This window comes from Halomonas sp. AOP5-B2-8, from assembly GCF_052376475.1.
Lineage (GTDB): Bacteria > Pseudomonadota > Gammaproteobacteria > Pseudomonadales > Halomonadaceae > Vreelandella > Vreelandella casei.
In genome coordinates, this window is the sequence record NZ_JBQSVS010000007.1 from 146,110 (window position 1) to 163,331 (window position 17,222).

Sequence of the window (17,222 nt, forward strand, 5' to 3'; positions counted from 1 at the left end):
ACTCATGTTACCTAGCCTGTTTATATCCCACGGCTCGCCCATGCTGGCGCTGAACAAAACTCCCGCTCATGCTTTTTTACGCGAATTGGGCAAACGTCTCTCGCCTAAAGCCGTCATCGTGATATCGGCACATTGGGAGAGTTCGTCACTCAAAGTAAGCACCACCGCCAAGCCAGAAACGATTCATGACTTCGGAGGATTTCCGCGGGCGCTTTTCGAATGTCAGTACCCTGCTTCAGGCGACCCTGAGCTTGCCGAACGGCTGGCGCTGTTACTCGATGCCGAGCGAGTAGAGCGCGGCATGGACCACGGTGCCTGGGTGCCACTTTCGTTGATGTTTCCAGCTGCTAATGTGCCCATCGTGTCACTATCATTGCCCGTGCACTGGCGTAATAGCGAGCTTGTCGCACTCGGCGAACAGCTGTCGGCACTGCGAGAAGAAGGTATTCTGATTATCGGCTCAGGCAGCCTGACCCATAACTTGTATGAGCTGATGCCGATGGGCAGTCAAATGCCTACCTGGGTAGATGAATTTTCAAGCTGGGTGACGACCCATATAGTCGCCAATGATCGTGATGCGCTGCTGCACTGGGAAAAGGCGCCGCAGGCCAATAGAAATCACCCTACGCCTGAGCACTTCCAACCGCTGCTTGTCGCGATGGGCGCCGGTAACGAGGCAACTCAGCTGCATCACAGCGTTGAGCACGGCGTGCTGGCGATGGATGTCTACCAGTTTGCTTGAGGGCAGATTAAGAGGTTGGGCGGCGTTTTAAGGTAGTCCGACGGTCGTAGTACGCCACGGCAATCCCACTACTCACAATCAACACGCTGCCCACCCACACCCAGATGTCCGGCATTTCACCCCAAAACCACCAGCCCAGTATCACTGCCCACAGCATGGCGGTGTAATCAAACGGTGCGGCGATGGCCGCCGGAGCAAACCGAAAGGCCAACGTGATAAACACCGTTGCCGCCACGCCAAGCACGCCCGATGCCATAAAACCTGCCCAGTGCCAGAGTTGGGGCGTTTGCCACACCCAAGGCAGGCTCACCGCGGTCACTATAAACGGCACTAGCGTGACATAGAACACCATAGCCCAGAGATTCTCGCGAGCGCCGTAGCGACGCGCCGTAATCATCATCAGTGCATAAAACAGGGCCGCCGCTATCATGCTGAGCGTACCAATGTGAAACGCACCTTCGCCAGGACGAACCACGACCAGCACACCGATAAAACCCACCAATGAGGCAGCGAGCACCGGCGGTGCAATTCGCTCGCCAAGCAAAGGCACAGACAGCAGTGTGACAAACAGCGGAGCGACAAAGGCAATCGCCGTCGCCTCAGCCAGCGGAAGCAGTGTTAAGCCCACCACGAAGAACACCATGGTGCCGGTATAAATCAAACCTCGAACGGCATGCACCCCTGGCCTTCGAGTACCCAGTTTACGCAGCCCTCCCGAAAAATGGGCCAGCAGCGCAATCAGCGGCAGCGATATCAGTGTACGAAAGAAAATAATCTGCAGGGGCGAGTGCACCTCACCAAGCCACTTGGCGACGGCGTCACCCAGCGCTAGAAAAAATACGCCGATACACATGCTGAGTATGCCCTTTAGCGACGTTGTCACCGCAGCCTCCTATTTATTAATCGCCCAAAACAAAAAACCCCGCCAATGCAGATTGGCGGGGTGATATGCCAGTGAAATGCGCTATAAGCTGGCGTTGACCACCATGCAGTCCATGCCTTGAGAGTGCAGTTGGCGGCATGCCTGACGCGCGCGCTGCTCATCAAGCGCGACTACACGAGCACGGTAAACAGGCGTTTGACCAGCAATGGTATCTACTTCAACACGGCCACCGACGCTTTGGTCTACCCGCTGCGCCGCCTGCTGGGCAAGATGTCTTGCCTGCATTTCTTGGCTAAAGGCGCCTACCTGAATTCCCCAACTGCCACCGGATTCAGATACCGAGGCCATCTGCTGCTCACGCTCAATAAACGTCTGTAAGGGATCTTGCTGCGGCGCGGCTTGCTGCTCATTGGGGCGCTGTATATTCGACACATCAGCCAGCTGAGCATCGAGATCTTGAGCAGGCGTTGACGACAGTGAGGGCGATGGGGATGCTGCCGGCGTGGTTTCCACGACGGCCAGCATGGGCTGGCGCTGCGACGGCGGCGTAGCCGGTTGAGGCGGCGTCAAAGCAGCCGGGCCAAATGTCATAAATTCCTGCGCGACATTGGTGCTGGCCATCCAGGTTGACTGGTCGCGTAGTGACGCGCGCAAAAAGCCGCGGTCGAGCAAGTTAGCCATATGGGTATCACGAGACTGAGCGGAAAAGCCACCCATCACCACAGCCATCAGCCGGCGATTGCCGTGCACGGCCGTCGTCGCCACGTTAAAACCAGAGGCGCGGATAAATCCAGTTTTCAGGCCATCAGCCCCGGGGTAATCACGCACTAAGCGGTTGTGGCTGGTATGCCGGGTGCCACGGTAAGTAAACTCTTGCAGGCCAAAATAATGATAGTACTGAGGAAAATCCTGCATCACGCGTACAGAAAGCGTCAGCATATCGCGCGCGGTAGTCACCTGGCCGTCATCTGGTAAACCGGATGCATTGCGAAAGGTCGTGGCGTGCATGCCTAATTCGCGGGCTTTGGTCGTCATCATGTCACTGAAGCGCTCTTCGGTGCCGCCCAGTGCTTCCGCTATCACCGCAGCGACATCGTTAGCTGAACGCACCGCCAGTGCACGTATCGCCGTATCAACAGGAATAGAGCTGCCCGCCGCCAGCCAGAGTTTTACGGCAGGCTTAGCAGCGGCAACGCTAGAAACGGGTAAGGGCTGGTCGATACGCAGGGTACCGGCTTGAAGCGCCTCGAAGGCTAAATACAGCGTCATCATTTTCGTCAGCGATGCAGGATAACGCTGATCATCAATATTTTCGGCATACAGCACTTCACCATTATCCAAGTCGACCACAATGCCCGCGTAGCGCGGATTATCAGCGTGAGCGCTGGTGATCAACGACAGCATGAGTAGTAGCCCCATACTCACTGCCCATGCTGCCGATGCTTTACCGACAGCGTGTTTTACCCTCGCATACATGCCTCTGCCCCTTGCTCGTTATCAACGCGCTCGTACTGTTCCACTACCATGCCACACTCAAGGCGCAACGCAAGGCTTTCCCATGGCGGCAAGGTAGTCATTATGGCTATCTATAATAGGCGCAGTATATACCCAGTTCGGCTCACCTAGAGAGTGTTAGCTGAGAGGTATAAAAAAACCGACCCAAAGGGTCGGTTTTCATTCGCTATTCAAGACGCTGACGACAGAGGATTACTCTTCTGCTGCGGCTTCTTCAACAACGGGACGATCAACTAGCTCAACATACGCCATAGGCGCGTTGTCGCCGGTGCGGAAACCGCACTTAAGAATACGGATGTAACCACCCGGACGCTCAGCGTAACGCGGACCTAATTCGTTGAACAGTTTGCCGACCGCTTCTTTAGAACGCGTACGGGCAAACGCCAAGCGACGGTTTGCAACGCTATCCTGCTTAGACAAGGTGATCAGCGGCTCGATAACGCGACGCAGTTCCTTGGCTTTCGGCAGGGTTGTCTTAATGACTTCATGCTCGACCAGCGAGACAGACATGTTTTTAAACATTGCCTGGCGATGCGAGCTGGTACGATTCAGATGACGACCACTCTTACGATGACGCATGGTTGTAATTCCTTACCAAACTGGGACTCAAGTCGACACTCACGCGGAGGCCTTGTCGTCCTTCAGGCTTGCCGGTGGCCAATTTTCCAACCGCATGCCGAGGGACAAGCCGCGCGCCGCCAATACATCTTTGATTTCATTCAAAGACTTTTTACCGAGGTTAGGTGTTTTCAACAGCTCAACTTCTGTGCGCTGAATCAAATCACCAATGTAGTAAATATTCTCGGCTTTTAGGCAGTTCGCGCTACGAACGGTCAACTCAAGATCGTCTACGGGGCGCAATAGAATTGGATCAACGTGATCCTCTTCTTCTTCGACTTCCTGTTCTTTATCAGCTTCCAGGTCGACGAAGGCGGCCAGCTGCTCTTGCAGAATGGTCGCACTGCGACGGATAGCCTCTTCCGGATCCAGGGTACCGTCGGTTTCCAAATCGATAATTAGCTTATCGAGGTCGGTGCGCTGCTCAACACGAGCGGCCTCAACCGAGTAGGAAACACGGCGGACAGGGCTGAAGGTGGCATCCAGCTGCAGGCGGCCAATAGCACGTGACTCTTCATCAGAGCCGCGGGCGTCAGCCGGTTCGTAGCCACGACCCAGCGCTACCTTAAGCTGAATTTTCAGCTCGGCACCTTCATTGACATGAGCAATGATGTGGTCCGGGTTGACGATTTCGACGCTATGATCAAGCGCAATGTCGCCAGCGGTGACGACGGCTGGGCCCTGCTTGTTCAGCGTGAGCACCGCCTCATCGCGGCTGTGCATCTTGATCGCAACATCTTTCAAGTTCAGGAGGATTTCAATAACATCTTCCTGCACCCCTTCGAGCGCACTGTACTCATGCTCTACACCGGCAATTTCAGCCTCTACCACGGCACAGCCGGGCATAGACGAAAGCAGAATGCGACGCAGTGCATTCCCAAGGGTGTGACCAAATCCGCGCTCGAATGGTTCGAGTACGATTTTGGCGTGATGTGCGCTGATTTCTTCGACCTTGATGTCGCGAGGGCGGAGAAACTCTGTCACTGAACGCTGCATATGAACACCTTTCAGGCTGCCAAACGGATACTCAGTCTCAAGAGCATAGGCTCAAGAGCATGTACTCAAGAGCAACCGGACGGAGAGCTACGCTACCCGTCCGGGCTTCAAGAAGCAGACTCTTACTTAATTAACGCTGCTTACTTGGAGTACAGCTCGACGATCAGGTTTTCGTTGATGTCGGCAGTCAGGTCACCGCGTTCAGGCAGAGCCTTGAAAGTGCCTTCCATCTTCTTGGCGTCGATCTCGATCCAAACAATATCGCCACGGTTTGCCGCAATGGACAGTGCGCTTTGAATACGTGCTTGGTTCTTCGCCTTTTCGCGAATGGAAACAACGTCACCCGGCTTAACTTGATAGGAAGCCACGTTAACGGTACGTCCGTTCACTGAAATCGCCTTGTGGCTTACTAGCTGACGCGCTTCAGAGCGAGTCGAGCCAAAGCCCATACGATAGACGACGTTATCCAGTCGGGATTCTAACAACTGCAACAATACTTCACCGGTCGCGCCTTTCAGGCGAGCAGCTTCTTTGTAGTAGTTGCGGAACTGTTTTTCGAGTACGCCATACATGCGACGTACTTTTTGCTTCTCGCGAAGCTGCAAGCCGTAGTCTGAAAGACGCTGACGACGTTGGCCGTGTACACCCGGGATTTGCTCGGATTTACACTTTTTCTCGAAGGGAGTCACACCACTCTTCAAAAAGAGATCGGTGCCTTCACGACGAGACAGTTTGCACTTCGGTCCAATATAACGAGCCATGAATCTGTCTCCTTAAACGCGGCGTTTCTTAGGCGGACGGCAGCCATTGTGAGGAATGGGCGTCGCGTCTGTGATGCTTTGCACGCGGAAGCCGGCGGCGTTAAGTGCACGCACGGCGGATTCACGACCAGGACCGGGGCCTTTAACCAGTACGTCTACGTTTTTCACACCATACTCGGCTGCAGCAGTTGCTGCACGTTCACTTGCCACTTGAGCAGCGAACGGGGTGCTCTTGCGAGAACCACGAAAACCCGAACCACCGGCAGTTGCCCAAGAAAGCGCATTGCCCTGGCGGTCTGTGATCGTCACGATCGTGTTGTTAAAAGAGGCATGGATGTGCGCAATCGCGTCCACTACCTGCTTTTTAACCTTTTTACGGTTACTACGCGGGTTAGCCATGTTGATGTCTATTCCTGTCGTTACGCCGGCTCTCTATTAAAGAGCCTGCGTATTATTTGCGGATCGGCTTACGCGGGCCCTTACGGGTGCGCGCGTTAGTCTTAGTCCGCTGACCACGCAGCGGAAGACTACGACGATGACGCAGACCACGGTAGCAACCTAAGTCCATGAGACGCTTAATATTAAGCGTAACATCACGACGAAGGTCACCTTCTACGGTGTACTTGCCAACTTCAGAACGCAGGGTGTCGACTTCTTCAGAAGACAGATCCTGGATCTTGGCAGTAGTGGCGATACCGGCTGCTGCACAGATGTGCTCAGCACGAGTACGGCCAATCCCGAAGATATAGGTCAGCGAGATCGCCGCATGCTTGTTGTCCGGGATATTGACGCCTGCAATACGGGCCATCAGCTTACTCCGAAATTTGAGCGGCTTGCTCGTTTATTCATCTACAAAAGGCGCAACAGCATACCCCTTCATTTGCCCGAGGGCAAGGGGTATGCTGGCACCCGCTTAAAACAACCCAGGGGTATTAACCCTGGCGCTGTTTGTGCCGTGGTTCGCTGCAAATGACGCGGACAGCGCCATTGCGACGAATGATCTTGCAGTTACGGCACATTTTCTTTACGGAAGCTCGAACTTTCATCGATCTTTCTCCAAAAACCGGCTCGCGGCTCGCCACCTTAACTAACTTAATAGGGGTGGGCGGCGCCTCTCAGCGCATGATACCGCCGCTACCGTAGCCTTTCAGGTTGGACTTCTTCATCACTGAGTCATACTGATGCGACATGAGATGCGATTGCACCTGGGCCATGAAGTCCATGATGACCACGACTACGATTAACAACGAGGTACCGCCGAAAAAGAACGGCACGTTCCACGCCACAATCAAGAACTGGGGCATCAAGGAAACCGCAGTGATATACAAGGCACCGAACAGGGTCAAGCGTGTCATGACCTTGTCGATATAGCGAGCGGTCTGCTCGCCGGGGCGAATGCCCGGCAGGAAAGCGCCTGACTTTTTAAGATTGTCAGCCACATCCTTGGGGTTGAAGACCAGCGCTGTGTAAAAGAAGCAGAAGAATACCACTGCCGCCGCGAAAAGCAAGATGTAAAGCGGTTGACCTGGACCTAATGCCTGGGATGCACGCTGCAACCACTCCATACCTTCACCGGCACCTACCCACTGACCAATAGAGGCCGGGAAGAGTAGAATACTGGAGGCAAAGATAGCTGGAATAACGCCAGCCATATTAACCTTCAAAGGCAGGTAACTGCTTTGGCCTGCATACATCTTATTGCCCACCTGACGCCGCGGGTAGTTAACCTTAAGACGGCGTTGGCCGCGCTCAATGAAAACCACGAAAGCGACAGTGGCAATACCTAACACAGACAACGCTAACAGCGGCAGAACATTCCAGGCGCCTTCGTTACGGGCAAGCTCAAAGGCTTGGCCCACGGCACTCGGTAGCCCAGCGACAATACCGGAGAAGATCAGCAGCGAAATACCGTTGCCGATGCCCTTCTCGGTAATTTGCTCACCCAGCCACATCATAAACACCGCGCCTGATACAAACGTAACCACGGCGGTGAAGAAGAAACTGAAGTCAGCGCTGTACGCGATACCTTGGCTAGCCAGACCGACGGACATGCCGGTAGCCTGGACAAATGCCAGTATCACCGTGCCGTAGCGGGTGTACTGGCTGATCTTGCGGCGGCCAGCCTCACCCTCTTTCTTGAGCTGCTCAAGATGAGGGGAGACCGCAGTCATGAGCTGCATGATAATCGACGCCGAAATATAGGGCATTATACCCAGGGCGAGGACACTCATGCGCTCCAGGGCACCACCCGAGAACATGTTAAACATGCCTAAGATAGTACCCTGTTGCTCCCTAAACAAGGCAGCAAGCTGGTCAGGATTGATACCGGGAACGGGAATGTGGGCACCAATACGGTACACCACGATGGCGAGGAGCACGAAGCGCAAACGCGCCCACAGTTCACTCAGACCGCTGCCCATCGCCGGCATTTTTCCTGACTTGGCCATTTAGTCCTCTACCTTGCCGCCAGCAGCTTCGATCGCTTCACGGGCACCTTTGGTGACCTTGATTCCGCGAACGGTAACTGCCGTTTTCAATTCGCCAGAAAGGATAATCTTCGCGTGTAGCGTAGAGTCCTTCAGCACGTTGGCTTGCTTCAATGTCGCCATAGTGACTTCGCCACCGGCTACTTTAGCAAGTTCGGCCAGGCGTACTTCTTCAGATACTAATGATTTTGCAGACGTAAAACCGAATTTCGGCAAACGACGCTGCAAAGGCATCTGACCGCCTTCGAAACCAGGCTTGACGCTACCGCCACTGCGTGATTTCTGACCTTTGTGACCACGGCCACCGGTCTTACCAAGACCGGAACCGATACCACGACCAACGCGCTTTGCAGCGTGCTTGGAGCCCGGTGCCGGGCTTAAGGTATTAAGTTTCATGGATTACTCTCCCTCAACGCGCACAAGGTAGTTAACCTTGTTGATCATGCCGCGTACGGCTGGGGTGTCTTCCAGTTCAACCGTCTGACCGATGCGACGCAGACCCAGGCCTTTCATAGTGGCCTTGTGCTTAGGCAAAATGCCGATGGTGCTGCGGATCTGAGTAAACTTGATCGTTGCTGCCATGGTGTCTTACCCCGTGATCGCGTCGACAGACAGACCGCGCTTAGCGGCGATGTCTTCCGGTGCTTGCATGGAGGAGAGACCTTTAACAGTCGCTCGTACCACGTTAACCGGGTTGGTGGAACCGTAGCACTTGGCCAGTACATCGTGGACACCAGCGAGCTCTAATACAGAGCGCATGGCGCCACCGGCAATAATACCGGTACCTTCGGAAGCCGGCTGCATGTACACCTTAGAAGCACCGTGACGGGCTTTAATCGGGTACTGCAGCGTGTGGCCAGCAAGGTTCACCTTGACCATATTGCGACGAGCTTGATCCATCGCTTTCTGGATTGCGACCGGCACTTCACGCGCCTTGCCACGACCGAAACCGACACGACCTTTACCATCACCAACGACGGTCAGTGCGGTGAAGCCGAAAATACGACCACCCTTGACCACCTTGGCGACGCGGTTGACCTGCACTAACTTCTCTTGCAGATCACCGCTTTGCTGTTCGTTCTTCGCCATCGTAAAACCCTTTAGAATTCCAGGCCGCCTTCACGTGCGGCGTCGGCCAGAGCCTTGACGCGGCCGTGATACTTAAAGCCAGCACGGTCGAAGGCCACCTGGGTGATGCCTGCTTCTTTAGCGCGTTCGGCAATCAGTGCACCTACTTTAGAGGCAGCATCTGAGTTACCGGTCGCACCCTCGCGCAGTGCTTTGTCCAGCGTAGAAGCACTGGCTAACACTTTGCCACCATCCGGCGAGATAATCTGCGCATAGATGTGACGCGGGGTACGGTTGACGCACAGGCGATACACGCCCAGCTCGCGGATCTTTGCGCGAGCGCGGCGGGCACGACGGAGACGAGATTCTTTCTTCGCGTTCATAACCCTGCCTTACTTCTTCTTGGCTTCTTTGCGACGCACCTGCTCGTCGGCGTACCGTACACCCTTGCCTTTATATGGCTCAGGCGGACGGAAAGCGCGGATTTCCGCGGCGCACTGACCGAGCTGCTGCTTGTTCGCGCTTTTCAGCACGATCACGGTGTTTTTCGGCGTTTCCGCTGAGACACCTTCAGGCAGTTCGTAGTCGACCGGGTGCGAGAAGCCCAGTGAAAGATTGAGCGTCTGGCCCTTAGCTTGGGCACGATAACCGACGCCAACAATTTCGAGAGTCTTTGTGAAACCCTCGGATACGCCCGTTACCAGGTTCTGAACTAAGGCGCGGGTAGTACCGGCCATTGCCCAGCTCTTGGCAGATTCGCTCGGGGCGAAGGTCAGCTGGCCATCTTCTTGACCGACCACTACATCTGAGTGGATGGTCAAAGATAGCGTGCCCTGGCCGCCCTTGGCGGTCAGCTGGTCAGCATTGATTTTAACATCAACACCGGCGGGCACTTTAACCGGATATTTCGCTATGCGGGACATTCCAGCCTCCTAGAATACGGTGCAGATGACTTCGCCACCCACACCGGCTTGGCGCGCGGCACGATCGGTCATGACACCACTTGACGTAGTGACAATCGCAATACCAAGACCATCGGCGACCTTAGGCAGGTTGTCCTTGCCCATATAGCGGCGCAGGGACGGCTTGGAAACCCGCTGAATATGCTCAATAACCGGCTTACCCTCAAAGTATTTGAGAGTCACGGTCAGCTCAGGCTTAACACCCTCTGCAACCGTAAAGTCGGCAATGTAGCCTTCTTCCTTTAGCACTCGGGCCACTTGCACTTTCAACTTGGAGGACGGCATGGTAGCCGTCTCCTTGGTGGCCATCTGCGCATTGCGGAGACGAGTTATCATATCCGCTAGAGTATCTTGCATGCTCATTTAATGTGCGCTCCTGATGATTCTACGTGGCGTTACCAACTGGACTTTTTGAGTCCAGGGACGTCGCCACGCATGGCGGCTTCACGCAGCTTGTTACGGCCGAGGCCGAACTTGTTGTAAAAACCGTGCGGACGACCAGTGATGCGACAGCGGTTACGCTGACGCACCGGGCTTGAGTCGCGCGGCAGTTGCTGCAGCTTCAGCGTCGCCTCGAAGCGGTCTTCCTCAGACGAATCAACGCCTGAGATGATCTTCTTGAGCTCGGCACGCTTGGTGGCATACTTCGCCACCAATTGCGTACGTTTGAGCTCACGCTCTATCATACTTTTCTTAGCCATGATCCCACCCTTATTTCTTGAAGGGGAAGTTCAGCGCCGCTAGCAGCGCACGACCTTCCTCATCGGTTTTGGCGGTAGTAGTGATAGTGACGTCCAACCCACGGATGCGATCGATTTTATCATACTCGATCTCCGGGAAGATGATCTGCTCACGCACACCCATAGAATAGTTGCCGCGACCGTCGAAGGACTTCGGGTTGAGACCACGGAAGTCACGCACGCGGGGAATCGCGATGTAAACCAAACGGTCCAAGAAGTCCCACATACGCTCAGCGCGCAGAGTTACCTTGATGCCGATTGGCCAACCTTCGCGCACCTTAAAGCCCGCGATGGACTTACGTGCCTTGGTCACCAACGGTTTTTGACCAGAGAGTTTCTCTAGGTCGCCGATGGCATTGTCAATCAACTTTTTATCGTTGACTGCTTCGCCGATACCCATATTCAGAGTCACTTTCGTGATCCGGGGTACCTGCATAACGTTGGCATAGCTAAACTGTTCTTTAAGTTCAGCTGCTACCTCGTTTTGATAACGTTCTTTCAAGTTCGCCATTTTGCTACCCGACTCGCGTTAGGCGTCGATCTGCGTCTGCGTCGACTTGTAGATACGTACCTTGGTACCGTCTTCCTTAACTTGGAAGCCGACGCGATCCGCCTTACCGGTCTCCGAATTGAAGATGGCTACGTTGGACGCGTGAATCGGAGCCTCACGCTCGACGATACCGCCCTGATTACCCGCCATGGGATTTGGCTTGGTGTGACGTTTAATCATGTTCACACCGGACACCAAGAAGCGGCTTTCTAATACCCGCTTAACAGTGCCACGTTTGCCTTTATCCTTCCCGGCGATGACGATGACTTCATCGTCACGTTTGATCTTTTGCATATCCGCCTCGCTCCTTACAGCACTTCAGGCGCTAAGGAAATGATCTTCATGAACTTTTCATTACGAAGTTCACGAGTCACCGGCCCAAAAATACGGGTACCGATGGGCTGTTCGTTGGTGTTATTCAACAAAACTGCCGCATTTCCATCGAAACGGATGAGCGAACCGTCGGGACGACGGACGCCACTACGGGTCCGGACCACGACCGCTTTTAGCACCTGGCCTTTTTTGACCTTGCCACGCGGAATCGCTTCCTTAACCGTGACCTTGATGACATCACCTATACGAGCGTAGCGACGGTGTGAACCGCCTAGCACCTTGATGCATTGCACCCGGCGCGCTCCGCTGTTGTCGGCGACATCCAGCATTGTCTGAGTCTGAATCATCGGTTTTCTCCAAACCTAATCTGACTACACTGATTGGACAGCCTCGGGATTAACCCTTGGCGTGTTCAACCACCTCGACGAGCGTCCAGGCTTTCTTCTTGGAAAGCGGACGGCACTCCTGAATGGAAACCGTATCGCCTGCCTTTGCCTGGTTCGCCTCATCATGGGCGTGCAGCTTGGTGGAGCGCTTAACGTATTTTCCGTAGATCGGGTGACGCTCGCGCCGCTCGATCATAACGACGATGGACTTGTCCATCTTATCGCTCACCACTTTACCGGTGAGCGTACGCGTTGTTTTCTCTTCGGCCATCTCAATCACCTGCCTTCTCGTTGAGCATAGTCTTAACGCGGGCGATATCCCGACGGACCTGCTTGAGCAGATGAGTCTGGCTCAGTTGGCCAGTGGCCTTCTGCATGCGCAGGTTAAACTGCTCGCGGAGGAGTTCGAGGAGTTGCTCCTGGAGCTCTCCTGCGGACTTTTCACGAATTTCCTGGGCTTTCATCACATCACCGTCCGTTTCGCAAAGGTGGTGGATAAGGGCATTTTCTGTGCGGCGAGCTCAAACGCTTCACGAGCGAGCTCTTCCGACACGCCTTCTATTTCATAAAGGACCCGACCCGGTTGGATCTGGGCTACCCAGTACTCAACAGAACCTTTACCTTTACCCATACGAACTTCGAGCGGCTTCTTAGAGATCGGCTTATCAGGGAAGACGCGGATCCAGATCTTACCGCCACGTTTAACGTGACGTGTGATCGCACGACGGCCTGCTTCGATCTGACGCGCAGTGATGCGGCCGCGACCGGTAGCTTTAAGGCCATATTCCCCGAAGCTGATCTTGCTTCCGCGATGCGCCAGGCCACGGTTGCGGCCTTTCATCATCTTGCGGAATTTCATACGCTTGGGCTGTAACATCGACTCGCTCTCCCCTTACCTGGAACCTTTCTTCTTGGGCGCGTTGCCGGCAGGCTGTTTGGCCTTGGCACGTACTTCCTCGATACCGCCGAGGATTTCACCCTTGAAGATCCACACTTTGACGCCGATAACGCCATAGGTGGTGTGAGCTTCGTAAGTGGCGTAGTCGATATCCGCACGCAACGTGTGCAACGGAACGCGACCTTCGCGGTACCATTCGGTACGTGCGATTTCAGCGCCACCAAGACGACCTGACAGCTGAATCTTGATGCCACCAGCGCCAAGACGCATTGCGTTTTGTACCGCGCGCTTCATAGCACGACGGAACATCACGCGACGCTCAAGCTGACCCGCTACGTTAGCAGCGACTAGCTTGGCATCCAGCTCCGGCTTGCGAACTTCTTCGATGTTCACATGCACGGGGACACCCATCATCTGGGTGAGATCGCGACGCAGACGGTCGACATCTTCACCTTTCTTACCAATCACAATACCCGGACGGGCGGTGTGAATGGTGATGCGGGCGTTGTTCGCCGGACGCTCGATGTGGATGCGGCTCACAGAAGCGCTTTTAAGACGCTCTTCCAAGAAGCTACGCACTTCGAGATCGTTATTGAGCTTATCGGCGTAAGCGCCGCGCTCAGCATACCAGACAGAAGCATGGTCTTTGACGATGCCCAGTCGAATGCCTGTTGGATTGACTTTCTGACCCATCGGTCGACTCCTACTTCTCGGCTACCTTGACGGTGATGTGGCACGTGCGCTTCAAGATACGATCCGCACGCCCTTTGGCACGCGGCTTGATACGCTTGAGCGTCATGCCCTCATCGACGCAGATGGTCGAGACACGCAGCTCGTCAATATCCATGCCGTTATTTTCTTCCGCGTTTGCTATGGCGGATTGCAGCACCTTCTTAACCAGCTTAGCAGCCTTCTTCGGTGAGAAGGTCAGCAGGTCGAGTGCCTCGGCGACAGGTTTACCGCGCACCTGGTCAGCCACCAAACGGGCCTTCTGGGCGGATAAACGAGCGCCAAGCAGCTTAGCTGTGACTTCCATCTCTCAATCCTCTCTGGCTTACCGTTTGGCTTTTTTATCCGCCGCATGCCCGCGATAAGTGCGAGTAGCAGCGAATTCGCCCAATTTGTGGCCAACCATTTCCTCGGATACGTGCACCGGGATGTGTTGACGACCATTATGGACAGCGATAGTGAGGCCTACCATGTTTGGCAGGATCATTGAACGGCGCGACCAAGTCTTAATTGGTTTGCGATCGTTCTTCTCCACTGCAGCCTCTACCTTCTTCAAAAGATGAAGGTCAATGAAGGGACCTTTCTTTAGTGAACGTGGCACAGCCGTTACCTCTTAGTGTCTGGGCAATTTAGATCAACGCGTCTTATTACGACGACGGATGATCAGCTTGTCGGTGCGCTTGTTCTTACGCGTCTTGTGACCCTTAGTCGGCACACCCCAAGGGGAGACCGGGTGACGACCACCACTGGTGCGGCCTTCGCCACCACCGTGTGGGTGATCCACCGGGTTCATCGCGACACCGCGAACAGTCGGACGCACGCCTCTCCAGCGCTTCGCACCGGCCTTGCCAAGTTGACGCAGGCTGTGCTCAGAGTTGCTCACCTCGCCCAACGTCGCGCGGCACTCAGCCAATACTTTACGCATTTCGCCAGAGCGAAGACGTAGCGTGGCGTAGTTACCTTCACGAGCTACCAACTGGGCGCTTGTACCGGCACTGCGTGCAATCTGCGCACCTTTACCCGGCTTGAGTTCGATGCAGTGCACCGTAGAACCCAATGGGACGTTGCGCAGCGGCAATGCATTGCCTTTCTTGATCGACGCATTAACACCAGATTCCAGCACGTCACCCGCGCTGACACCTTTCGGTGCAATGATGTAACGACGCTCACCATCGGCATACATCAGCAGTGCAATGTGCGCACTGCGATTGGGATCGTGCTCTAAACGCTCAACGGTGGCTGGAACGCCATCCTTGGTACGTTTGAAATCGATCAACCGATAGTGGTGACGATGACCACCGCCTATGTGGCGAGTGGTGATGCGACCGTTATTATTACGGCCACCGGACTTGGACTGTTTTTCCAAAAGCGGCGCATAAGCACGGCCCTTGAACAGTTCCTCGCCAACGATCTTGACGACGTGGCGACGACCGGCGGAAGTGGGTTTGGTCTTGACGATTGCCATTATCCGTACTCCTGCCCTATTCGGCGCCTGTGAAGTCTTCGAGCGTTTCACCCGCAGCCAGGGTCACATACGCTTTGCGGTAACCCTTACGTAGGCCAACACCGTTCGCAGTACGCTTCGTTTTACCCTTCATGTTCAGTACCTGAACACTGCCGACCTTCTTGCCGAAAAGTGCTTCTACGGCTTTCTTGATCTCGGGCTTGGTAGCATCGCGTGCCACCTTGAAAACGTACTGGTTGCGCTCGGCTGCCATCGCGGCCTTTTCGGTCACGTGCGGCCCAAGCAGAACCTTGAATACGCGTTCCTGGTTCATGCCAGCTTCTCCTCGAATTTACGCAGGGCGGAGACGGTAATCAGGACCTTATCAAAGGCTACCAGACTTACCGGGTCAGCTGCCGCGACATCCACCACGTCAACGTGGGGAAGGTTGCGTGCGGCCAAATAGAGTTTTTCGTCAACTTCTTCAGTGACGATCAACACTTTTTCAAGGTTGAGCTCTTTCAGCTTGGCAGCTACCTGCTTGGTCTTAGGCGCATCGACGCTGAACTCTTCAATCGCGACTAGACGCTCTTGACGTACCAGCTCAGACAGGATGGAGCGCATCGCTGCGCGGTACATCTTGCGGTTAACCTTCTGAGTATAGTCTTGCGGACGAGCCGCGAAGGTTACGCCGCCGCCACGCCATAGCGGAGAGCGGATAGTACCGGCACGTGCACGACCGGTGCCTTTCTGACGCCAAGGCTTTTTACCACCGCCACGAACGTCGGAACGACTCTTTTGTGCGTGAGTTCCCTGACGGCCACCAGCCAAATAGGCAGTAACCACTTGGTGAACGAGCGCTTCGTTGAATTCTTTGCCAAAAGTGGCGTCGGCTACTTCAACGGTACCCGCGCCTGCAGCAAGATTCAGATTCATTGGTAATTATCCCCTTCAGCCAGCTTTCACGGCGCTGCGAACGATAACGTCACTACCGGGAGCACCCGGCACTGCGCCTTTGATCAGCAGCAGGTTACGCTCGGCGTCGACACGGACGATCTCAAGGCTTTGAACGGTGCAACGGGCATTACCCATTTGACCGGCCATCTTTTTGCCTTTGAAAACGCGACCCGGAGTCTGACACATGCCGATAGAACCCGGCGCGCGATGCGACAGAGAGTTACCGTGAGTCATGTCTTGGGTACGGAAATTCCAGCGCTTAACAGCACCCTGGAAGCCTTTACCTTTAGAGGTGCCAGTCACGTCAACCATTTGACCAGCTTCGAAGAGGGATACGGTGATTTCGCCACCCACCTCAGGAATTGTTTCGCCTTCTGCAAGACGGAATTCCATCAGTGCACGACCAGCCTCAACACCCGCCTTGGCAAACTGTCCAGCTTGCGCTTTGGTGAGGTACTTGGCTTTACGAGAACCAGATGTGACCTGAATCGCTGCGTAACCGTCAGACTCGACAGATTTAACGCGTGTAACACGATTAGGATCAACTTCAATAACGGTTACGGGCACAGACGCGCCGTCTTCGGTAAAGACACGGGTCATCCCGGCCTTTTTACCGACTAAACCGATAGTCATACTCAGTCTCCTATAGTGTACGGGGCTATCACCCGCTATGGCTGCCCTTTCCAGAGCATTCCACTAGCACATTGTATGGCGCCTCACGGCGTGGCGGCTGCTGATCATACTAAGCTTGTTTAAAACAAGCGATGAACGCTGGGCCGCAAAGTGACTAGTGTAATTAGTTGAGCTTGATTTGCACGTCAACGCCAGCGGCGAGATCGAGCTTCATCAGTGCATCAACAGTTTTCTCAGTCGGCTCAACGATGTCGAGCACACGCTTGTGAGTACGAATCTCATACTGGTCACGCGCATCTTTATTGACGTGCGGCGAGATCAGAATGGTGAAGCGCTCACGGTTGGTTGGCAGCGGGATCGGCCCACGAACCTGAGCACCAGTACGCTTAGCGGTTTCAACAATCTCCGCTGTGGACTGATCGATCAGGCGATGGTCGAACGCTTTCAACCGAATGCGAATCTTTTGGTTCTGCATTTGCCCTAAACTCCAATGGATGTCGACGGCGCGAGCCGTCTACCCA

31 protein-coding genes are annotated in these 17,222 nt (G+C 54.7%); 1 reads left to right on the forward strand and 30 read right to left on the reverse strand.

Annotation, left to right across the window (positions count from 1 at the left end; all coding sequences use genetic code 11):
- Positions 1 to 4: 4 nt before the first annotated feature.
- Complete coding sequence (locus ACT3RP_RS16630) at positions 5 to 742, forward strand: DODA-type extradiol aromatic ring-opening family dioxygenase (protein WP_483394190.1); 738 nt, start codon at positions 5 to 7, stop codon at positions 740 to 742.
- 7 nt (positions 743 to 749) lie between these two features.
- Here ACT3RP_RS16630 and ACT3RP_RS16635 read toward each other — a convergent pair whose 3' ends face one another.
- The 30 genes from ACT3RP_RS16635 to rpsJ all read right to left on the reverse strand — a co-directional run bounded on the left by ACT3RP_RS16635 (position 750) and on the right by rpsJ (position 17,176).
- Positions 750 to 1,625 (reverse strand): DMT family transporter, encoded by an 876-nt coding sequence (locus tag ACT3RP_RS16635; protein WP_444625749.1) that lies wholly within the window; start codon positions 1,623 to 1,625, stop codon positions 750 to 752.
- Between the two features lie 81 nt (positions 1,626 to 1,706).
- Positions 1,707 to 3,101, reverse strand: coding sequence for a serine hydrolase (locus tag ACT3RP_RS16640; RefSeq protein ID WP_444625748.1), 1,395 nt, complete (start codon positions 3,099 to 3,101; stop codon positions 1,707 to 1,709).
- A gap of 231 nt (positions 3,102 to 3,332) precedes the next feature.
- Positions 3,333 to 3,719, reverse strand: a complete 387-nt coding sequence (gene rplQ, locus ACT3RP_RS16645) for a 50S ribosomal protein L17 (RefSeq protein WP_096276486.1) — start codon at positions 3,717 to 3,719, stop codon at positions 3,333 to 3,335.
- Between the two features lie 39 nt (positions 3,720 to 3,758).
- Entirely contained in the window at positions 3,759 to 4,754 is a 996-nt protein-coding gene (locus tag ACT3RP_RS16650) for a DNA-directed RNA polymerase subunit alpha (RefSeq protein WP_113269833.1), read from the reverse strand.
- A 140-nt stretch (positions 4,755 to 4,894) separates the two neighbouring features.
- The gene (gene rpsD, locus ACT3RP_RS16655; RefSeq protein ID WP_096276488.1) at positions 4,895 to 5,515 is read right to left on the reverse strand and encodes a 30S ribosomal protein S4; all 621 of its coding nucleotides are present in this window, start codon (positions 5,513 to 5,515) and stop codon (positions 4,895 to 4,897) included.
- Positions 5,516 to 5,527: 12 nt separating this feature from the next.
- Positions 5,528 to 5,914: a 30S ribosomal protein S11 gene (rpsK, locus tag ACT3RP_RS16660; protein WP_096276490.1), complete on the reverse strand. Its 387-nt coding sequence runs from the start codon at positions 5,912 to 5,914 to the stop codon at positions 5,528 to 5,530.
- Between the two features lie 52 nt (positions 5,915 to 5,966).
- The gene (gene rpsM / locus ACT3RP_RS16665) at positions 5,967 to 6,323 is read right to left on the reverse strand and encodes a 30S ribosomal protein S13 (protein WP_008959153.1); all 357 of its coding nucleotides are present in this window, start codon (positions 6,321 to 6,323) and stop codon (positions 5,967 to 5,969) included.
- 124 nt (positions 6,324 to 6,447) lie between these two features.
- On the reverse strand, positions 6,448 to 6,561 hold the full coding sequence (gene rpmJ, locus ACT3RP_RS16670; RefSeq protein ID WP_008959154.1) for a 50S ribosomal protein L36: 114 nt from the start codon (positions 6,559 to 6,561) through the stop codon (positions 6,448 to 6,450).
- Positions 6,562 to 6,630: 69 nt separating this feature from the next.
- On the reverse strand, positions 6,631 to 7,962 hold the full coding sequence (gene secY, locus ACT3RP_RS16675) for a preprotein translocase subunit SecY (RefSeq protein WP_444625747.1): 1,332 nt from the start codon (positions 7,960 to 7,962) through the stop codon (positions 6,631 to 6,633).
- A complete protein-coding gene (gene rplO / locus ACT3RP_RS16680) occupies positions 7,963 to 8,397 on the reverse strand; it encodes a 50S ribosomal protein L15 (protein ID WP_096276496.1) in 435 nt (144 codons plus the stop codon).
- A 3-nt stretch (positions 8,398 to 8,400) separates the two neighbouring features.
- Entirely contained in the window at positions 8,401 to 8,583 is a 183-nt protein-coding gene (gene rpmD, locus ACT3RP_RS16685) for a 50S ribosomal protein L30 (RefSeq protein WP_096276498.1), read from the reverse strand.
- Positions 8,584 to 8,589: 6 nt separating this feature from the next.
- On the reverse strand, positions 8,590 to 9,090 hold the full coding sequence (rpsE, locus tag ACT3RP_RS16690; protein ID WP_096276500.1) for a 30S ribosomal protein S5: 501 nt from the start codon (positions 9,088 to 9,090) through the stop codon (positions 8,590 to 8,592).
- An 11-nt stretch (positions 9,091 to 9,101) separates the two neighbouring features.
- On the reverse strand, positions 9,102 to 9,452 hold the full coding sequence (gene rplR, locus ACT3RP_RS16695; RefSeq protein WP_008959159.1) for a 50S ribosomal protein L18: 351 nt from the start codon (positions 9,450 to 9,452) through the stop codon (positions 9,102 to 9,104).
- A 9-nt stretch (positions 9,453 to 9,461) separates the two neighbouring features.
- Positions 9,462 to 9,992, reverse strand: a complete 531-nt coding sequence (gene rplF, locus ACT3RP_RS16700) for a 50S ribosomal protein L6 (protein WP_444625746.1) — start codon at positions 9,990 to 9,992, stop codon at positions 9,462 to 9,464.
- Positions 9,993 to 10,001: 9 nt separating this feature from the next.
- A complete protein-coding gene (rpsH, locus tag ACT3RP_RS16705) occupies positions 10,002 to 10,394 on the reverse strand; it encodes a 30S ribosomal protein S8 (protein WP_096276504.1) in 393 nt (130 codons plus the stop codon).
- 32 nt (positions 10,395 to 10,426) lie between these two features.
- Positions 10,427 to 10,732, reverse strand: coding sequence for a 30S ribosomal protein S14 (rpsN, locus tag ACT3RP_RS16710; RefSeq protein WP_096276506.1), 306 nt, complete (start codon positions 10,730 to 10,732; stop codon positions 10,427 to 10,429).
- 10 nt (positions 10,733 to 10,742) lie between these two features.
- Entirely contained in the window at positions 10,743 to 11,282 is a 540-nt protein-coding gene (gene rplE / locus ACT3RP_RS16715; RefSeq protein WP_096276508.1) for a 50S ribosomal protein L5, read from the reverse strand.
- A gap of 18 nt (positions 11,283 to 11,300) precedes the next feature.
- Positions 11,301 to 11,615, reverse strand: coding sequence for a 50S ribosomal protein L24 (gene rplX, locus ACT3RP_RS16720; RefSeq protein ID WP_096276511.1), 315 nt, complete (start codon positions 11,613 to 11,615; stop codon positions 11,301 to 11,303).
- 14 nt (positions 11,616 to 11,629) lie between these two features.
- Entirely contained in the window at positions 11,630 to 12,001 is a 372-nt protein-coding gene (gene rplN / locus ACT3RP_RS16725; RefSeq protein WP_096276513.1) for a 50S ribosomal protein L14, read from the reverse strand.
- Between the two features lie 49 nt (positions 12,002 to 12,050).
- Positions 12,051 to 12,311, reverse strand: a complete 261-nt coding sequence (rpsQ, locus tag ACT3RP_RS16730; RefSeq protein WP_096276515.1) for a 30S ribosomal protein S17 — start codon at positions 12,309 to 12,311, stop codon at positions 12,051 to 12,053.
- A gap of 1 nt (position 12,312) precedes the next feature.
- Entirely contained in the window at positions 12,313 to 12,504 is a 192-nt protein-coding gene (gene rpmC, locus ACT3RP_RS16735) for a 50S ribosomal protein L29 (RefSeq protein ID WP_096276518.1), read from the reverse strand.
- On the reverse strand, positions 12,504 to 12,917 hold the full coding sequence (gene rplP, locus ACT3RP_RS16740) for a 50S ribosomal protein L16 (RefSeq protein ID WP_007112000.1): 414 nt from the start codon (positions 12,915 to 12,917) through the stop codon (positions 12,504 to 12,506). Before rplP ends, rpmC begins: the two co-directional genes overlap by 1 nt.
- A gap of 15 nt (positions 12,918 to 12,932) precedes the next feature.
- Positions 12,933 to 13,631 (reverse strand): 30S ribosomal protein S3, encoded by a 699-nt coding sequence (gene rpsC / locus ACT3RP_RS16745; RefSeq protein ID WP_008959164.1) that lies wholly within the window; start codon positions 13,629 to 13,631, stop codon positions 12,933 to 12,935.
- 10 nt (positions 13,632 to 13,641) lie between these two features.
- Positions 13,642 to 13,974: a 50S ribosomal protein L22 gene (gene rplV / locus ACT3RP_RS16750; protein ID WP_007112002.1), complete on the reverse strand. Its 333-nt coding sequence runs from the start codon at positions 13,972 to 13,974 to the stop codon at positions 13,642 to 13,644.
- A gap of 18 nt (positions 13,975 to 13,992) precedes the next feature.
- The gene (gene rpsS, locus ACT3RP_RS16755; protein ID WP_096276522.1) at positions 13,993 to 14,268 is read right to left on the reverse strand and encodes a 30S ribosomal protein S19; all 276 of its coding nucleotides are present in this window, start codon (positions 14,266 to 14,268) and stop codon (positions 13,993 to 13,995) included.
- Positions 14,269 to 14,301: 33 nt separating this feature from the next.
- Complete coding sequence (gene rplB / locus ACT3RP_RS16760; RefSeq protein ID WP_444625745.1) at positions 14,302 to 15,132, reverse strand: 50S ribosomal protein L2; 831 nt, start codon at positions 15,130 to 15,132, stop codon at positions 14,302 to 14,304.
- A 16-nt stretch (positions 15,133 to 15,148) separates the two neighbouring features.
- Positions 15,149 to 15,445: a 50S ribosomal protein L23 gene (gene rplW / locus ACT3RP_RS16765; protein ID WP_444625744.1), complete on the reverse strand. Its 297-nt coding sequence runs from the start codon at positions 15,443 to 15,445 to the stop codon at positions 15,149 to 15,151.
- On the reverse strand, positions 15,442 to 16,047 hold the full coding sequence (gene rplD, locus ACT3RP_RS16770; RefSeq protein WP_444625743.1) for a 50S ribosomal protein L4: 606 nt from the start codon (positions 16,045 to 16,047) through the stop codon (positions 15,442 to 15,444). Before rplD ends, rplW begins: the two co-directional genes overlap by 4 nt.
- Before the next feature lie 15 nt (positions 16,048 to 16,062).
- Complete coding sequence (gene rplC, locus ACT3RP_RS16775; protein ID WP_483394191.1) at positions 16,063 to 16,701, reverse strand: 50S ribosomal protein L3; 639 nt, start codon at positions 16,699 to 16,701, stop codon at positions 16,063 to 16,065.
- A gap of 163 nt (positions 16,702 to 16,864) precedes the next feature.
- The gene (gene rpsJ / locus ACT3RP_RS16780) at positions 16,865 to 17,176 is read right to left on the reverse strand and encodes a 30S ribosomal protein S10 (protein WP_096276530.1); all 312 of its coding nucleotides are present in this window, start codon (positions 17,174 to 17,176) and stop codon (positions 16,865 to 16,867) included.
- Positions 17,177 to 17,222: the final 46 nt, after the last annotated feature.

What these genes read in the sequence shown, in the direction of transcription:
- rplX (WP_096276511.1), bottom strand. Translation starts at nt 11,615, where the DNA reads ATGCAAAAGATCAAACGTGACGATGAAGTCATCGTCATCGCCGGGAAG.
- rplN (WP_096276513.1), bottom strand. Translation starts at nt 12,001, where the DNA reads ATGATTCAGACTCAGACAATGCTGGATGTCGCCGACAACAGCGGAGCG.
- rplO (WP_096276496.1), bottom strand. Translation starts at nt 8,397, where the DNA reads ATGAAACTTAATACCTTAAGCCCGGCACCGGGCTCCAAGCACGCTGCA.
- rpmC (WP_096276518.1), bottom strand. Translation starts at nt 12,504, where the DNA reads ATGAAAGCCCAGGAAATTCGTGAAAAGTCCGCAGGAGAGCTCCAGGAG.
- rplW (WP_444625744.1), bottom strand. Translation starts at nt 15,445, where the DNA reads ATGAACCAGGAACGCGTATTCAAGGTTCTGCTTGGGCCGCACGTGACC.
- rplR (WP_008959159.1), bottom strand. Translation starts at nt 9,452, where the DNA reads ATGAACGCGAAGAAAGAATCTCGTCTCCGTCGTGCCCGCCGCGCTCGC.
- rpsM (WP_008959153.1), bottom strand. Translation starts at nt 6,323, where the DNA reads ATGGCCCGTATTGCAGGCGTCAATATCCCGGACAACAAGCATGCGGCG.
- rpsH (WP_096276504.1), bottom strand. Translation starts at nt 10,394, where the DNA reads ATGAGCATGCAAGATACTCTAGCGGATATGATAACTCGTCTCCGCAAT.
- rplQ (WP_096276486.1), bottom strand. Translation starts at nt 3,719, where the DNA reads ATGCGTCATCGTAAGAGTGGTCGTCATCTGAATCGTACCAGCTCGCAT.
- ACT3RP_RS16650 (WP_113269833.1), bottom strand. Translation starts at nt 4,754, where the DNA reads ATGCAGCGTTCAGTGACAGAGTTTCTCCGCCCTCGCGACATCAAGGTC.
- ACT3RP_RS16640 (WP_444625748.1), bottom strand. Translation starts at nt 3,101, where the DNA reads ATGTATGCGAGGGTAAAACACGCTGTCGGTAAAGCATCGGCAGCATGG.
- rplD (WP_444625743.1), bottom strand. Translation starts at nt 16,047, where the DNA reads ATGAATCTGAATCTTGCTGCAGGCGCGGGTACCGTTGAAGTAGCCGAC.
- rplC (WP_483394191.1), bottom strand. Translation starts at nt 16,701, where the DNA reads ATGACTATCGGTTTAGTCGGTAAAAAGGCCGGGATGACCCGTGTCTTT.
- rpmD (WP_096276498.1), bottom strand. Translation starts at nt 8,583, where the DNA reads ATGGCAGCAACGATCAAGTTTACTCAGATCCGCAGCACCATCGGCATT.
- rpsJ (WP_096276530.1), bottom strand. Translation starts at nt 17,176, where the DNA reads ATGCAGAACCAAAAGATTCGCATTCGGTTGAAAGCGTTCGACCATCGC.
- secY (WP_444625747.1), bottom strand. Translation starts at nt 7,962, where the DNA reads ATGGCCAAGTCAGGAAAAATGCCGGCGATGGGCAGCGGTCTGAGTGAA.
- rplE (WP_096276508.1), bottom strand. Translation starts at nt 11,282, where the DNA reads ATGGCGAACTTGAAAGAACGTTATCAAAACGAGGTAGCAGCTGAACTT.
- rpsD (WP_096276488.1), bottom strand. Translation starts at nt 5,515, where the DNA reads ATGGCTCGTTATATTGGACCGAAGTGCAAACTGTCTCGTCGTGAAGGC.
- rpsC (WP_008959164.1), bottom strand. Translation starts at nt 13,631, where the DNA reads ATGGGTCAGAAAGTCAATCCAACAGGCATTCGACTGGGCATCGTCAAA.
- rpsE (WP_096276500.1), bottom strand. Translation starts at nt 9,090, where the DNA reads ATGGCGAAGAACGAACAGCAAAGCGGTGATCTGCAAGAGAAGTTAGTG.
- rplV (WP_007112002.1), bottom strand. Translation starts at nt 13,974, where the DNA reads ATGGAAGTCACAGCTAAGCTGCTTGGCGCTCGTTTATCCGCCCAGAAG.
- rplF (WP_444625746.1), bottom strand. Translation starts at nt 9,992, where the DNA reads ATGTCCCGCATAGCGAAATATCCGGTTAAAGTGCCCGCCGGTGTTGAT.
- rpsK (WP_096276490.1), bottom strand. Translation starts at nt 5,914, where the DNA reads ATGGCTAACCCGCGTAGTAACCGTAAAAAGGTTAAAAAGCAGGTAGTG.
- ACT3RP_RS16630 (WP_483394190.1), top strand. Translation starts at nt 5, where the DNA reads ATGTTACCTAGCCTGTTTATATCCCACGGCTCGCCCATGCTGGCGCTG.
- rpmJ (WP_008959154.1), bottom strand. Translation starts at nt 6,561, where the DNA reads ATGAAAGTTCGAGCTTCCGTAAAGAAAATGTGCCGTAACTGCAAGATC.
- rplB (WP_444625745.1), bottom strand. Translation starts at nt 15,132, where the DNA reads ATGGCAATCGTCAAGACCAAACCCACTTCCGCCGGTCGTCGCCACGTC.
- rpsN (WP_096276506.1), bottom strand. Translation starts at nt 10,732, where the DNA reads ATGGCTAAGAAAAGTATGATAGAGCGTGAGCTCAAACGTACGCAATTG.
- rpsQ (WP_096276515.1), bottom strand. Translation starts at nt 12,311, where the DNA reads ATGGCCGAAGAGAAAACAACGCGTACGCTCACCGGTAAAGTGGTGAGC.
- rplP (WP_007112000.1), bottom strand. Translation starts at nt 12,917, where the DNA reads ATGTTACAGCCCAAGCGTATGAAATTCCGCAAGATGATGAAAGGCCGC.